The 15,198-nt window shown below is 47.6% G+C and carries 11 protein-coding genes; 4 read left to right on the forward strand and 7 right to left on the reverse strand.

All coding sequences use genetic code 11. From position 1 onward, the window contains the following. Window positions 1–36: 36 nt before the first annotated feature. Window positions 37–1,665, forward strand: a complete 1,629-nt coding sequence (locus L4C42_RS15205; RefSeq protein ID WP_353498910.1) for an NAD(P)/FAD-dependent oxidoreductase — start codon at window positions 37–39, stop codon at window positions 1,663–1,665. Window positions 1,666–1,746: 81 nt separating this feature from the next. Here L4C42_RS15205 and L4C42_RS15210 read toward each other — a convergent pair whose 3' ends face one another. The 7 genes from L4C42_RS15210 to hutC all read right to left on the reverse strand — a co-directional run bounded on the left by L4C42_RS15210 (window position 1,747) and on the right by hutC (window position 11,029). After that, the gene (locus L4C42_RS15210; RefSeq protein WP_418642542.1) at window positions 1,747–2,577 is read right to left on the reverse strand and encodes a hypothetical protein; all 831 of its coding nucleotides are present in this window, start codon (window positions 2,575–2,577) and stop codon (window positions 1,747–1,749) included. 178 nt (window positions 2,578–2,755) lie between these two features. After that, the gene (gene gbpA, locus L4C42_RS15215; protein ID WP_429761099.1) at window positions 2,756–4,207 is read right to left on the reverse strand and encodes an N-acetylglucosamine-binding protein GbpA; all 1,452 of its coding nucleotides are present in this window, start codon (window positions 4,205–4,207) and stop codon (window positions 2,756–2,758) included. Between the two features lie 315 nt (window positions 4,208–4,522). After that, window positions 4,523–6,055 carry a histidine ammonia-lyase gene (hutH, locus tag L4C42_RS15220; RefSeq protein WP_429761101.1) on the reverse strand — a complete coding sequence of 511 codons (1,533 nt, stop codon included), beginning with the start codon at window positions 6,053–6,055 and terminating at the stop codon, window positions 4,523–4,525. Between the two features lie 10 nt (window positions 6,056–6,065). Beyond that, window positions 6,066–7,787 (reverse strand): urocanate hydratase, encoded by a 1,722-nt coding sequence (gene hutU / locus L4C42_RS15225; RefSeq protein ID WP_353498914.1) that lies wholly within the window; start codon window positions 7,785–7,787, stop codon window positions 6,066–6,068. Between the two features lie 100 nt (window positions 7,788–7,887). Continuing rightward, window positions 7,888–8,895, reverse strand: a complete 1,008-nt coding sequence (gene hutG, locus L4C42_RS15230) for a formimidoylglutamase (RefSeq protein ID WP_353498915.1) — start codon at window positions 8,893–8,895, stop codon at window positions 7,888–7,890. Beyond that, window positions 8,885–10,117 (reverse strand): imidazolonepropionase, encoded by a 1,233-nt coding sequence (gene hutI / locus L4C42_RS15235; RefSeq protein ID WP_353498916.1) that lies wholly within the window; start codon window positions 10,115–10,117, stop codon window positions 8,885–8,887. Before hutI ends, hutG begins: the two co-directional genes overlap by 11 nt. 201 nt (window positions 10,118–10,318) lie before the next feature. Beyond that, window positions 10,319–11,029 (reverse strand): histidine utilization transcriptional repressor HutC, encoded by a 711-nt coding sequence (gene hutC, locus L4C42_RS15240; protein WP_353500177.1) that lies wholly within the window; start codon window positions 11,027–11,029, stop codon window positions 10,319–10,321. A 235-nt stretch (window positions 11,030–11,264) separates the two neighbouring features. Here hutC and L4C42_RS15245 point away from each other — a divergent pair, with 235 nt between their 5' ends. The 3 genes from L4C42_RS15245 to ctaD all read left to right on the forward strand — a co-directional run bounded on the left by L4C42_RS15245 (window position 11,265) and on the right by ctaD (window position 15,189). Next, window positions 11,265–11,879, forward strand: coding sequence for a fumarylacetoacetate hydrolase family protein (locus tag L4C42_RS15245; RefSeq protein ID WP_353498917.1), 615 nt, complete (start codon window positions 11,265–11,267; stop codon window positions 11,877–11,879). A gap of 494 nt (window positions 11,880–12,373) precedes the next feature. Continuing rightward, window positions 12,374–13,543: a cytochrome c oxidase subunit II gene (coxB, locus tag L4C42_RS15250; protein ID WP_418642537.1), complete on the forward strand. Its 1,170-nt coding sequence runs from the start codon at window positions 12,374–12,376 to the stop codon at window positions 13,541–13,543. After that, the gene (ctaD, locus tag L4C42_RS15255) at window positions 13,543–15,189 is read left to right on the forward strand and encodes a cytochrome c oxidase subunit I (protein WP_353500179.1); all 1,647 of its coding nucleotides are present in this window, start codon (window positions 13,543–13,545) and stop codon (window positions 15,187–15,189) included. Before coxB ends, ctaD begins: the two co-directional genes overlap by 1 nt. Window positions 15,190–15,198 lie beyond the last annotated feature (9 nt).

A 15,198-nucleotide genomic window follows, 5' to 3' on the forward strand; every position in this document is an offset into this window, starting at 1 on the left:
TTTGTAAGCTAAGACACCAACGACGCGAGACCCTCCATGATACGTTTAACTGAAATCAAACTTCCTCTTGATCACGAGGAAGGCGAAATTTCTCAAGCCATCCTAAAAAAACTTGGTATTTCTTCAGATCAAGTTGTTTCATTCAATGTGTTCAAGCGTGGCTATGATGCGCGCAAGAAAACACGCATTTTGCTTATCTACACTCTAGATATTGAAGTGAAGAATGAAGCGGCTCTGCTAGAGAAGTTTGCTGATGACCCACACGTCAAAGTCACCCCAGATATGGAGTACAAGTTTGTTGCGAAAGCACCAGTAAACCAGGCTGAGCGACCAGTCGTCATCGGCTTTGGCCCATGTGGCTTGTTTGCAGGACTGATTTTGGCACAAATGGGCTTTAAGCCAATTATTGTTGAACGTGGTAAAGAGGTTCGTGAGCGTACTAAAGATACCTTCGGTTTCTGGCGAAAGCGTACGCTTAACCCTGAATCGAACGTACAGTTCGGTGAAGGCGGTGCGGGTACGTTCTCTGACGGCAAGCTTTATAGCCAAGTGAAAGATCCAAAACACTATGGCCGTAAGGTGATTGAAGAATTCGTCGCTGCAGGTGCACCTGAAGAGATCCTGTATGTGAGCAAGCCTCACATTGGTACCTTTAAATTGGTGACCATGATTGAAAAGATGCGCGCGACAATCATTGAGCTAGGTGGTGAGATCCGCTTTAGCACGCGTGTTGATGACATTCACATGGAAAACGACCAAATCACGGGTCTAACACTATCGAGCGGCGAAGAGATCAAAACTCGCTATGTGGTACTAGCAGTAGGTCACAGTGCTCGTGATACGTTTGAAATGCTGCACGATCGTGGCGTGTATATGGAAGCGAAGCCCTTCTCTGTCGGCTTCCGTATTGAACACAAACAATCAGTGATTGACGAAGCGCGCTTTGGTCCAAACGCAGGTAACCCAATCTTGGGTGCGGCTGACTACAAACTGGTTCACCATTGTAAAAATGGTCGCACGGTATACAGCTTCTGTATGTGTCCTGGCGGTACGGTTGTTGCGGCGACGTCGGAAGAAGGTCGAGTGGTGACCAATGGCATGAGCCAATACTCTCGTGCAGAGCGCAATGCCAACAGTGCGATTGTAGTGGGCATCTCTCCAGATCAGGATTACCCAGGTGATCCACTGGCAGGTATTCGCTTCCAGCGTGAACTAGAAAGTAACGCTTACCTTCTAGGCGGTGAAAACTACGATGCGCCAGCACAGAAAATTGGCGATTTCTTAAAAGGTAACGATCCAAGCGCACTAGGTGATGTTGAGCCATCGTTCACACCGGGTATCAAACTGACAGACTTGTCTAAGGCGCTACCGGATTTTGCTATTGAAGCCATTCGTGAAGCGATCCCTGCGTTCGACAAGAAAATCAAAGGTTTCTCTGGTGCAGATGGCCTATTGACGGGTGTTGAAACTCGTACTTCCTCACCAATATGCATTAAACGTGGTAAAGACTATCAAAGCGTTAACTTGAAAGGCTTCTACCCAGCTGGTGAAGGTGCAGGCTACGCGGGCGGTATTCTTTCTGCCGGTATCGACGGCATCAAAGTTGCTGAGGCGCTTGCCATAGCTATGGTTGAAGATCTTGTCGAGCAACCTGCTGAAGCCTAACCCTCTTTAGACAGCAAAAAGCCCATCGGATTATGATGGGCTTTTTTGTATCTCTATGATTTTGAAATAGAGAGCTTTTGATTAAAAAGCGTAGGTCAGCGTTGCCATTGGGCCATAGAACTTAAACTTTGCATCGAGGTCGGCAAAGTCTCGGCCGTAGTCAACATTAATCTCGTAATAGCTGTAAGTCGCCGCTAGGCCAAAATCTTCAGTGAACTTGTATTCGATGCCAGCACCTAAATCGAGAAGCAGTCCTGAGATTTCTTCGATACTGAGGGCAAACACCTGCGCGTGGCCTAATAGGTGCCAATTGTCAGTAATCCTATAGTCAGTGATTAAGCCAATATTGGGCAATGGTGCGGTGAGATCGGTAAACTCTTCATCTTTGACTGGAATGAGGGTTGGGTCATCTTGATCAACACGGTAACCAAGTTCGCCTCCAAAGCCGACATTGAAATTCATTATGTGAAGACCAATGGAGGCTTTCCAGTCCCAATCTTCACCATCGTAGAACTTATAGTTGTAGCCAAAGCGCAAGATGTCGATGTTGAGTGTTGAATCGAGGCGCGCGCCTGCTTGCACTTCAGTATTTGAATCAGGCAATTGAAACGGTTTAGTGACGACCGTATTACTCGCTTTGCGATGAAGGCTACGCCAATCTAAAAAGATGCCATGACGCTCGTTAAAGTCATAGCCGACCAAAAGGTAAGGTAGTGTTGAGCGTTCTTTGAGGCTTAGATCCGATTCAAAATCTAAGTCAAAGTCATTGCCTGTGTTTGGGTTTGTGACACCGATAGAGGTATCGGCCTCGGAAAAAAACGCGCCGCCGGCCATATGAAATTGACCCGCCAGGGTCGGAGAGGTTGCTGTACACGCGAGGCCGCCTAGCGCGACCAGATGACGAAGATCCATTTCTATCACCTTACATTGATTAACTGACATCATTTTTATGAATTAAACAAGTTCAATATATCAGAAGGTTATGGAAATGTTTAGGTTGTATGTTCGTTGTAGCGATAAAGGCTGCGAAATCGTAAACGCACAAACAAAAAAGGCTCCAAACGTTTTGGAGCCTTATTGCTAGAAATGGTTAGTTAAGTTTGTTCCAAGCTGAATCCCAGTGACTGCCGGTGCCTGGTTCGAACTGAGTCGCTGTAGGAGACCACTGCTTGCAGTATCCTGAGTGTGGGAACGGCTTACATTGATAAATAGCGCCGTCGCTTGCCAGTACTTTGGTACCTTCTGTGTAGCTTTCTACACCCGTCGGGAATACAAAGTCGTAGTCAGTCGGTGCAGTCTGGTCGACGAGCATAAAATCTTGCGTGGTTTGATCAAGCAGGTTGCCTTTTTCATCACGAACACGGGTAACCAGCATGTGATGGCCAGGCTCAGACTTAGAAAGAGCTAAGACAACATTTTTGCTATCACCATCGTTTAACGCAAGCTCACTGCCAGCAAGTGTTTCTTGACCGTGGTTGTAGACACTCATCGATACGTCTACTCGACCGACCGCCGTGACAGTAAGGGCAAGTTCAGTTGGTGCGGTGCCAATAACGTATTGCGTTTCTAGTCCTGTTACCTCAGCACCTGATGCTGGAGGCGGCGTTACGATGTCATAACCAATTTCAACGCGATCCAATCCGCTATTATCAGCCACGTAGATAGTGTTAGCGCCAAATACTGGAGCGATATTGCCACTGCTGTCTGCTTGGCCTGCTTTGATATCTGTCGTGCTTGAGTTAATGGCACTTGCTAGTGCGTGCGACCATTGGGTTGCTGCGCCTTGTTCGCTCGAATCAATGGTAATGCTGGTCGATAGATTTGGCAGCTCACCGTTAGCATCAAACACACGCGTATACACAGAGTCGCCAACTTTCAGATCCATTGTTGGGTTGATTGTACCTGCTTGCGTCCAGCCAGGAATGCCTGGTGTGGTGCCTTCAAACTGCACATCAATCACGTTATAAAACGCCGCTGCGGTATCACCCACATCCCAATAAGCTAGGATCACTTGGTAGCCTTCACGTTCAGGGACATTACATTGGTGAGTCGTCAGTTTTGGTGGTTTTTGCATGTTGCCATCGACCACACAGAAAGGGTTTAGATCGAACGAGTCACGACTCAATGCCTGGTTTGGATTCCAGTTTGGTTTAGTGATGTAGTATTTCCAATCACGGGTTACGTGATTTGCTGTGAATGTCCATTCAAAGTTCTGTAAACCCGCTTGGATTGGCGTTTTTACCCAGCGATCTGAGGTTTGCTCGTTTAGTGGAGAAAACTGTACCAGTCCAGCGCTGGCGATTTGACCGTCAGATGGACCTAATAGTGGAAAGCCTTCTGGACCTTCAACACTTTGTGGTTCCCATTGAACCGAACCACAGTTACTGTTCTTTTCGCCATTTGCATTTGGAAACTTACATAACGCAGCACGACTCGCCGCTACACCGTTTTCGACTGCAGAAACGTAACCATGACTATGGACAAGTGGGCTGGTAGCCAATCCAACAGCCGCCAATGAAATTAAGACTTTTGTGTGTCTCATACCAATACCTTCTCTTAAAATTTTAATTGCACGTTGAGTCAGTGCATGTTTAGTAGAGCACTTGCTTCCGGCAAGTGTAGGCATAATTTAGTAATGAAAAATAAGTTCAGCGAATGGGTTGAATTGTTTCTGGAAGGCACTTCTACAAATTAGTGTAATTTGCATTTAAATGACATTTTTTGGACGAATATTCCAATAATTTGAACCAATGTCGTATTAAATGTTGATTTTATCATTAGGTGAGAAATTCACTTACCCAAAATAAGACCATTATTTAGGCAAGTGAATTTAGTTTTGTGATGATGTCGGACGCTATTAGATACTTGGCAGTAAGTTAGCTGGCATTAGGGCATTGTGAAGCGACAGCTTTATGATTTCGTTGGCTTTAGCAATGTCAGGAGCAAAGTAGCGGTCTTTATCATAAAACGGCACCACTTCTCGTAGGATTTGTTTACCCTGCTCAACAAGAGGTGCAGAGTTCAGTGGTGCCCTAAAGTCGAGCCCTTGTGCGGCAGCAAGATACTCAACAGCAAGGATCCCTCGGGTATTCTCCGCCATGTCTTTCAGCCTTCTCGCAGCAAACGTCGCCATAGAAACATGATCTTCTTGGTTGGCAGACGTTGGTAAGCTATCTACAGAGGCAGGATGTGCCAGGGTTTTGTTTTCGCTCGCCAGTGCGGCAGAGGTAACTTGAGCAATCATAAAGCCAGAATTGACCCCGCCGTTATCGACCAAGAACGGTGGCAATTTGCTTAATGCACTGTCGATGAGCAGTGCCATTCTTCGTTCTGACAAGCTACCAATCTCTGCGATAGCCAGTGCTAAACCATCGGCTGCCATAGCGACTGGCTCTGCATGGAAGTTACCACCAGAGATAATATCGCCATCGTCAGCAAAGACTAACGGATTGTCCGATACCGAGTTAGCTTCCACTTGCAGGCTATCTGCGGCATTGCGGATTTGCTGTAAACACGCCCCCATGACTTGTGGTTGGCAGCGAAGGGAGTAGGGATCTTGAACCTTTTCGCAGCCTTGGTGGGAGTTGCCAATTTCACTGCTGTTGCCAAGAAGGTGACGATAAGCGTGGGCAGCGTCCATTTGTGAGCGATGACCACGTACGCGATGAATGCGCGGATCGAATGGTCGACGACTACCAAGCGCGGCTTCTACTGACATCGCACCGCATAAGGTGGCTGACGCAAACAGATCTTCAGCCAAAAATAGTCCCTCTAGAGCAAAGGCGGTAGAAGCTTGGGTGCCGTTTAGTAGCGCCAGCCCTTCTTTCGGGGCGAGGGTAACTGGCTCAAGTCCGGCAATTTGCAGCGCTTCGAGTCCGCTGATGATTTTGCCATTGTGACGTGCTTCGCCTTCGCCGAGTAATATCGTACTCATATGAGCAAGCGGGGCGAGATCCCCTGATGCACCGACGGAGCCTTTTTGCGGGACGCATGGATACACTTGTGAGTTAACCAACTCAATCAATGCGTTAATGACTTTGAGGCGAATACCGGAGAAACCACGAGCTAGGCTGTTGATCTTCAGCACCATCATCAGTCTGACGGTTTCATCACTCATCAGCTTGCCAATACCCGCGGCGTGCGACAGCACGATACTCTTTTGCAGCACTTCAAGATCGTCAGGCTCAATTCGAGTGTTGGCCAGCAAACCAAAGCCCGTATTGATGCCATAGACGGTGCGATCTTCGGCGATCACTTGCTCAACAATCTGTGTGCTGGCTTCAATGTCATCTAGCGCTAAAGGGCTCAGTGACAAGTGCAGCGGTGAGCGACTAATCTGGCGTAACTGAGCTAATGTAAGCTGCCCTGGGAGTAGTTCTAACTTCAACATGTTCTGCTCCTTATCCATGGCTGCTGTCTTGGTGGTTAGATTCATTACTGTCCATCATCGGCAGATCAAGGCCTTGCTCACGCGCGCACTGTTTGGCAATGTCATAGCCTGCATCGGCATGACGCATCACTCCCGTCGCAGGATCGTTGTGAAGAACACGGCCTATGCGACGCGCAGCATCATCAGTGCCATCACAACAAATCACCATACCGCTATGTTGGGAGAATCCCATACCTACGCCGCCACCATGATGCAGTGACACCCAAGTCGCACCGCCAGAGGTGTTCAGTAGTGCATTGAGCAATGGCCAGTCGGATACCGCGTCAGAACCATCCATCATGCCTTCAGTTTCGCGGTTCGGGCTAGCGACAGAGCCTGAATCGAGATGGTCACGTCCAATCACGATAGGAGCTTTCAGCTCGCCATTTTTGACCATTTCATTGAAGGCTTGGCCTAAACGTTCACGATCTTTCAGGCCGACCCAGCAAATACGCGCTGGCAGTCCTTGGAACTGAATGCGCTCGCGAGCCATATCAAGCCAGTTATGTAGGTGAGGGTTGTCCGGTATGAGCTCTTTCACTTTTTGGTCGGTTTTGTAGATATCCTCAGGATCGCCCGATAGCGCTGCCCAACGGAACGGTCCCACGCCTTCGCAGAACAAAGGTCGAATATAAGCCGGTACAAAACCTGGGAAATCAAACGCATTTTCAACGCCTTCTTCAAGAGCCATTTGGCGAATGTTGTTGCCATAGTCAGTGGCGACCGCGCCTTTTTCTTGCAAATCTAAGATGGCTTGAACTTGTACTGCCATAGACGCTTTTGCTGCTTTGGCGACGGCTTCAGGGTCACTATCGCGCTGCTGATTGGCAAAATCCATCGTCCAGCCTTGAGGCAGGTAACCATTAAGTGGATCGTGAGCGGAAGTTTGATCGGTAACGACGTCTGGAGTGATGCCTCTTTCGACAAGCTCAGCATAAACATCGGCGGCATTACCTAGAAGGCCGACTGAAATAGGTTTGTCGCTATTTTTGATGATGGATAGCGCTTCATCTAGAGAGTGTGCTTTAGTATCGACATAGCGCGTGTTGAGACGGTAGTCGATACGCGATTCATCACATTCAACCGCTAACATTGAAAAACCTGCCATGGTCGCAGCAAGAGGCTGCGCACCGCCCATCCCGCCTAGACCACCTGTTAGGATCCATTTATTTGCAGGATCACCGTTAAAGTGCTGTTTAGCGATAGCGACGAAGGTTTCGTAAGTGCCTTGTACTATGCCTTGAGAGCCGATGTATATCCATGACCCTGCTGTCATTTGGCCGTACATCATCAGCCCCTGTTTATCGAGCTCGTTAAAGTGCTCCCAGTTTGCCCAATGAGGGACAAGGTTGGAGTTGGCGATCAACACGCGTGGCGCATCTTTGTGAGTAGGGAAGACACCGACGGGTTTTCCAGATTGCACCAACAAGGTTTGGTCGTCTTCAAGGCGTTTTAGCACGTCGACAATCTTGTCGTAGCAAGCCCAATCACGAGCTGCTCGCCCAATACCACCATAAACCACGAGTGATTGTGGGTGCTCAGCTACTTCATCATCCAAGTTATTCATCAGCATGCGGAGCGGTGCTTCAGTGAGCCAAGATTTCGCATTGAGCTCGGTACCACGTGGCGCTTTGATGGAGCGAGAGGTGTCGAGTCGTGAGTTAGTTGGATGTAGAGATTGTTTATCAGTCATTGTCATTTCCTTTTGAACTCTGCCTTACTCGGGGCTTTTATTTTTTTATAGCGCCCTTGTCATGATTAATGACCATGGTGACTGGCAGAGAGTGTTTACGTTATTCGTTATCGGTTTTTTGTAGCTGTTTGGACATGGCAACCAATATCTGCCAACACACTCTTGCGGCAAGTTTTGCGGTGCGGTTGTCTATGTCGTAATTTGGGTTATATTCGGCGATGTCAGCCAGCATTAACTTGTCGCTGGCAACAATAGTGTTGAGCATGGGGATGAGCTGCTCTAAATTCATGCCAAACGCGGCGGGTGCACTCACGCCGGGGGCTAGGCTTGCGTTGAAGACATCAAGGTCAATGGTGAAATACAGGGTGTCGACCTTATTGATGAAGCGTTTTAATTGAGCAATATGCTCATGTATGGGTCTATCTAAAAGATCAGTATCTTTGATGTATTGAACTTGCAAACTGTCGACTTTTTTAAACAAAGCCTGAGTGTTACCTGTTTCGCTCACACCTATACAGAAGTAATGAAAGTTCTGCCCAGTGGCATGGCAATGATCGGCGATTTGAGCAAATGGCGTCCCTGAGCTGGGTTTGAGGTCAACATCCGTTAGTGTTTTGTCGTTCGTTTGATATTCTCTAAGATCGAAGTGAGCATCGAAGTTGATAATGCCAATGTTTGGCTTATTGTTGGTTTGAGATAGGAAATCGGATAGACCTTTAAAAGAGGACCAAGCAATCTCATGTCCGCCACCCAGCACCACGATCGGTCCATTAGTCAGGTGTTTAGTGATCGTTTCAGCGGCTTGTTGCTGATGAAGCTCTAAGTCATCAGAATCGGCAACAACATTACCAATATCAATAATCTCGTTATCTTGGTGCCAAGCTAAATTAGCAAGCGCAGCTCTGATAGCATCTGGTCCTTGCTTGGCGCCAATTCGTCCTTTGTTTCGTTTCACTCCTTCATCAGTGCAAAAACCTATTAGCTGAAGTTGTGGGGAATCGCCTTGAGAACGGTGAACGACTTTATGATGCACACGAAAGCGTTTATTGCCGTCCTCATGGTCGTCACGACCAGTCCAATTGAAGGGATGTTGGTTGTTAGAGGACATCTTCGACACTCCCTGCAACGATTCGCTTACTCAGTCCACCCATGCCGAATTGATAGCTAAGCTCGCTAGGGTGTTCGATGTCCCAGATAGCAAGATCAGCGCGAAAACCTGGCTTGATTTGGCCTATGTTGCGGCCTTGACCAATGGCCTGTGCGGCATGGCACGTTACGCCTCGTAGACTTTCTTCTGGTGTTAAGCGGAACAAAGTACAAGCCATGTTCATCATCAGTTGCAGATTAGCGAATGGTGAGGTTCCTGGATTAAGATCGCTACCAATGGCCATAGGCACTCGTGCCGCTCGTAGGTTGTCGATGGGTGGCTGTTGTGTTTCTCGCAAGAAATAGAACGCGCCTGGCAACAAGGTGGCGACGGTTCCACTGTTGGACAAGGCATCGACGCCGGCGTCATCCAAGTATTCGATGTGATCGACGGAGAGCGCATTAAGCTCAGCCGCTAGTGCACTGCCACCTAGGTTGCTGAGTTGCTCTGTATGGCCTTTAATCGCAAGACCGCTTTGTTTCGCAGCCTGAAAAACACGTTTCGTCTGCTCAACGTTAAAACCAACTGATTCGCAAAAAACATCAACAGCATCAGCGAGTTGATGCTTTGCTACATGAGGGATGATGGTCTCTGTGACGTAATCTATATAGTCATCGGGGCGATCGCGATACTCCGACGGCACTGTGTGCGCGGCAAGAAGGGTTGTGGTGATATTGACTCTGCGATGATTCTCGAGCGCTTTTGCTGCAAGCAGCATCTTCACTTCATCATCGAGCGTTAACCCGTATCCAGACTTAACTTCGATAGTCGTGCAGCCACTGCGGATAAGACTATCGAGTCTTGGAAGAGCCAGTTCAACAAGTTCCTCTATCGTCGCTTCCCGTGTTGCTCGAACCGTGCTGTTAATACCACCACCGCTCTGAGCAATCGCCTCATAAGACATACCATTTAAACGGTTTTCAAACTCTTCAGCTCGGCTACCAGCGAAGATCAAATGAGTGTGAGGGTCAATCAAACCCGGAGTGACGATTTTACCTTTGCAATCCAACGTCGGTACATCGTCGGTGATGTCATGGTGTAGGGTATCTAACGAGTGAATGTCGCTAAGGATCGCCTTAACGTAACCACCTCGAATGACTACCGTGCAAGGCTTAGAGGGCAGATAACCAAGTGCGCCCGGCTCCATAGTCACTAGACGGGCGTTAGTAAGGATCAGATTCATAACATCGCTCTGTTTTATTGTATATACAAATGAATAGTTGAATATATACAATTGATCAAGTGCGAGTGGTTGAAATGTGATCAGGATAGACCTGTGAAATTGTGTTCCTTCAAAAGGAAGGTGTGATGGTTAGAGTAGGAAATGACGATCCAAACCGGATCGCCTATCAGGACGTCGTTTGAACAGATGAATGTCGGATGACTATAACTCTATTTTTGAACTGAGCTGATATCGACTACCAGGATGATAAAGCAGTGCGGTACTGATGAGTTTGTCTTCACTCCAGGTTCGACGATGCAATAGTAGGCAAGGCTCAGTGACGGCCATCTCAAGTAAGCGGGCGATTTGCTCATCACAGGTAATGGCCTCAACGGTATGCTCAACGGCAGTCATTGGGCAGTTTTCGGTTAGATATTCGTTAGGTGTGGTTTGAGTAAAATCTTGCTGGTGGTACTTGGGGGTGTATTTAGCATTCACCCAACGACATTCTAATTGGATTGGCTTGTCGTTTTCTTTATGGAGAATCTCGCTGTAGTAGACGGCACTGCCAAGCATCACCCCAAGCTTAGTCGCAATAAGCTGATCCGCTTTGGTTGCTTCATGTCGAACCACTTCGCTGGAATACTGCTTACCGCGAGCTGCAACCTCTTTGGCGATGTTACGAGTATCAAGAAGAGGCGATTGGGCTTTTTCTGCTGGGCTAGTTACAAAGGTACCTAGTCGCGGGCGACGCTCTAGTTTGCCTTGACCGACGAGATCGCGAATAGCCTTATTGACGGTCATGCGGCTCACAGCAAACTGCTCTGTTAGCTCCATTTCGGTGGAGATTCGCTCACCGACTGACCACACTCCTTGGTCTATTCGGTCTTCAATATACTGTTTGATCTGAATGTATAGCGGCTCTTGGGACATCATTCACTAAATCCATTTATTTGAATATACAAATGGTCATAGAATTTGCATGAAAATGCAAGGCATCACATCATTTATCACTATTTTTGCGGGTTTGAGCTTGTTTGGTTTAACTTAGAGCAAAAGCTGATCTTGACCTCAAGTTTGATATTTTCTCTGCGAAATCATCAGTCTGTCACTTAACTTCGGGTAAAATAGCGAGTTCGTTTACAAAGGAATAGGGCAAGGAAGGGTGATGAAGTCGGTTGTAGTCGGTGAAAAAACGTTTTATCCATCGAAAATCTTATGCGTTGGCCGAAACTATGTTGAGCACATTCGTGAGCTAGGAAATGAAGTTCCGGAGAATATGGTGGTGTTCAACAAACCTAACTCGAGCATCGCGACTGACCTGTATTCCTTCCTCGATGAACCGCTGCACTATGAAGCGGAAATCTGTTTTATCGTCCGCGATAAACAACTCTATGCTGTTGGTTTTGGACTCGACCTTACCAAACGCGGTTTACAGTCGACATTAAAAGCCAAAGGCTTGCCTTGGGAACGCGCTAAAGCGTTTAATCACTCTGCAAAATTCAGTCGTTTTGTGCCGCTAGGTGACATGGATATTAACGAGCTCGAAGTGGAGCTATTTATCAACAGTATGCGAATGCAGTTGGGCTCAACGAAACAGATGCTCTACAAGCCGGACGTTATTCTAAGCGAGCTCAATACCTACACTCACCTTGAAGACGGCGATATCGTCATGACAGGCACACCTCAGGGGGTGGGAGAAATTGTCGCTGGCGACCGATTCCTAGGCCGTATCAAGCACCAAGGTAAAGCGGTCATTGAAGTGGAGTGGTTGGCTATTTAACCGTCACTGAGCTCCTTCTAATGGAAATATTATTCCTGGAGATTGATTGCTTGCGATCTCCAGTTTAACTTTGGATTACATAGAATCCAAAATCGCAATTTGTCAAAAATTTCATCCTCATCGTCTCCGCTTCCCTCACAAAAATTCGCTGATTATTTTTCTTCTTGCGGATCTGGAAATCAGTAACTAGCATTTAGTTAACAAAAATATAACAAATTGTTTCTAGTTGTATTTAACTGATACCGGACTCAATAAGTAAGTGGTCAGTGAGTAGCTTTGACCGTTTACTTGTGTAGTTTGGCGTTACTTTTTGGACTCATGAAAGAGTCGAAAACCTAGTTGGTCTTCGTTTATCGTCGTCGAATCACAGCTTGTTGGGTTTTGATTACGGACTTGTTCCATCCTGGAGAGTTTGATCACTTTTCAGACGTGCTTGGTACAAGTCATAGGGGAACCACGTCAGGATAGACGTGGCTAGGCAAAGGAGAAATCTTTTGAAGAGATTGCTGACCGTTCACACTGGAACTGGTTTGGCGACTGCGCTCGTCAGCCAACCTCTCTTCGCGGAGTCGAGCCAATACAATTTGACCCGCGGGGTTACTGATATCAGTAACCAAGTGTATGACCTACATATGCTCATTTTCTACATCTGCTGTGCCATCGCAGCAGTTGTGTTTGGGGTAATGTTCTATTCTATTTTCAAGCACCGTAAGTCCAAAGGGGCGGTAGCCGCTAACTTCCACGAAAGCACCAAGGTGGAAGTGGTTTGGACTGTCATTCCCGTCATTATTTTAATATTGATGGCGATTCCGGCAACCAAGACTTTGGTTGCGATGGAAGACACCTCCCAGTCAGAAATCACCATTAAAATTACTGGCTCACAGTGGAAATGGCACTACGCCTACTTTGGCGAAGATGTGGAATTTTTCTCACTAATGTCCACGTCTCAACAGCAGATTGATGGTGTTGAAGAAAAAGGTGCGCATTACCTGCTAGAAGTGGATAACCCGCTTGTCGTGCCAATCAATAAAAAGATTCGCTTCCTGATGACCTCCGATGATGTGATTCACTCGTGGTGGGTACCAGCTTTTGCGGTTAAAAAAGACACAATTCCGGGTTTTATCAACGAAGCATGGACAAAAATCGATGAGCCAGGTGTCTATCGTGGCCAATGTGCGGAGCTTTGCGGTAAAGCACATGGCTTCATGCCGATAGTGGTGCAGGCCATGGCGCAAGATGACTACGACGTTTGGTTGACAGGAAAGAAAGAAGAGATGGCGCTCGCTAAAGCAGAAGCGGCCAAGGCACTAGATGCAACGTTATCGATTGAAGAGCTATTGACCACAGGCGAAGGTATCTATGCCTCTCGATGTGCAGTGTGTCATCAGGCTAACGGTCAAGGCTTACCCGGCGCCTTCCCAGCAATCGCAGGGGCGGAAGTGGCGACATCGGGCTCTATCGATACTCACATTAGTAAAATCGTTGATGGTGTGGCAGGGACAGCCATGCAGTCGTTTGCCAATCAGTTAACCGATAAAGAAATCGCCGCAGTAATCACTTACCAGCGCAATGCGTGGGGTAACAATACCGGTGATGTGGTTCAGGCATCGGATATCAACAGCTACAAAACTCAGGAAGCGGAGCCAAGCTCCAAGGAGTTATGATGAAAACGGACCCAATGGAAAAAGTGAAAGCATCGGCGGTGACTGATGCGGACATGAGCCGAGCAAATAGCACGGCAGTCATCGAAGACGATCATCATCATGATCACGCGCCATCAGGTTGGCAGCGCTGGGTATACTCCACCAGTCATAAAGACATTGGCACACTCTACCTGTGGTTTAGCTTTATTATGTTCCTAACAGGCGGGGCGATGGCTATGGTCATTCGTGCCGAGCTGTTCCAACCCGGTCTCCAATTGGTCGAACCGAATTTTTTCAACCAAATGACCACAGTTCATGGTTTGATCATGGTATTCGGCGCGGTTATGCCAGCCTTTACGGGATTGGCAAACTGGATGGTACCCTTGATGATTGGCGCGCCAGATATGGCTTTGCCACGAATGAATAACTTAAGCTTCTGGATCTTACCGTTCGCGTTTCTGATCTTAATTGCGTCACTATTTATGCCTGGTGGCGGCCCGAACTTTGGGTGGACATTTTATGCGCCTCTCTCCACGACCTACGCCCCAGACAGTACGGCGCTGTTTGTGTTCTCGGTACATATCATGGGTATTAGCTCCATTATGGGGGCAATCAATGTCATCGTAACTATTTTCAACATGCGCGCGCCGGGCATGACGTTAATGAAAATGCCATTGTTTGTATGGACTTGGCTCATTACTGCTTTCCTACTCATTGCTGTCATGCCTGTGTTGGCGGGGGCGGTGACCATGGTATTGACAGATAAGTACTTTGGAACCAGCTTTTTTGACGCGGCGGGTGGTGGTGACCCAGTGATGTTCCAGCATATTTTCTGGTTCTTTGGGCACCCAGAAGTTTACATTATGATTCTGCCATCCTTCGGTATTGTTTCGGCCATTGTCCCTGCATTTAGTGGCAAAAAACTGTTCGGTTACCATTCGATGGTTTACGCGACGTGCAGTATCGCATTGCTCTCATTCCTCGTGTGGGCACACCACATGTTTACTACAGGTATGCCGGTGTTTGCCGAACTGTTCTTTATGTACTGCACCATGTTGATTGCAGTGCCGACAGGCGTGAAAGTATTTAACTGGGTGGCGACCATGTGGCGCGGTGCGCTCACGTTTGAAACGCCGATGTTGTTTGCTATCGCCTTTATTGTGCTGTTTACCATAGGTGGGTTTTCGGGGCTGATGTTGGCGATTGTGCCGGCGGACTTCCAGTATCACGATACTTACTTTGTAGTTGCGCATTTCCATTATGTATTGGTGTCGGGTGCTGTGTTCTCGATTATGGCAGCGGCCTACTACTGGTTACCGAAGTGGACTGGCAATATGTATGACCACAAGCTCAGTCTGTGGCATTTCTGGTGTTCGGTTATTTCAGTGAATGTGCTGTTCTTCCCTATGCATTTCTTAGGTCTCGCGGGGATGCCGCGCCGTATTCCGGACTACGCTATACAGTTTGCCGACGTGAACCAAATCGTCTCTATCGGTGGCTTTGCGTTTGGATTATCTCAGCTCATTTTTCTTTGGTTGGTCATTAAGTGCATCAAAGGAGGCGACAAAGCCGAAGCTAAGCCTTGGGAGCGTGCAGAAGGCTTAGAGTGGACAGTACCAAGTCCAGCACCACACCATACTTTTACCACACCACCTAAGATTGACTAAAGGTAGGTT

Source organism: Vibrio wakamikoensis (assembly GCF_050337275.1).
In the GTDB taxonomy this organism is placed as follows: Bacteria; Pseudomonadota; Gammaproteobacteria; order Enterobacterales; family Vibrionaceae; genus Vibrio; species Vibrio chaetopteri.

Coding starts and splice junctions, on each gene's coding strand:
- L4C42_RS15205 (WP_353498910.1), top strand. CDS start 37: ATGATACGTTTAACTGAAATCAAACTTCCTCTTGATCACGAGGAAGGC.
- L4C42_RS15210 (WP_418642542.1), bottom strand. CDS start 2,577: ATGGATCTTCGTCATCTGGTCGCGCTAGGCGGCCTCGCGTGTACAGCA.
- gbpA (WP_429761099.1), bottom strand. CDS start 4,207: ATGAGACACACAAAAGTCTTAATTTCATTGGCGGCTGTTGGATTGGCT.
- hutH (WP_429761101.1), bottom strand. CDS start 6,055: ATGTTGAAGTTAGAACTACTCCCAGGGCAGCTTACATTAGCTCAGTTA.
- hutU (WP_353498914.1), bottom strand. CDS start 7,787: ATGACTGATAAACAATCTCTACATCCAACTAACTCACGACTCGACACC.
- hutG (WP_353498915.1), bottom strand. CDS start 8,895: ATGTCCTCTAACAACCAACATCCCTTCAATTGGACTGGTCGTGACGAC.
- hutI (WP_353498916.1), bottom strand. CDS start 10,117: ATGAATCTGATCCTTACTAACGCCCGTCTAGTGACTATGGAGCCGGGC.
- hutC (WP_353500177.1), bottom strand. CDS start 11,029: ATGTCCCAAGAGCCGCTATACATTCAGATCAAACAGTATATTGAAGAC.
- L4C42_RS15245 (WP_353498917.1), top strand. CDS start 11,265: ATGAAGTCGGTTGTAGTCGGTGAAAAAACGTTTTATCCATCGAAAATC.
- ctaD (WP_353500179.1), top strand. CDS start 13,543: ATGAAAACGGACCCAATGGAAAAAGTGAAAGCATCGGCGGTGACTGAT.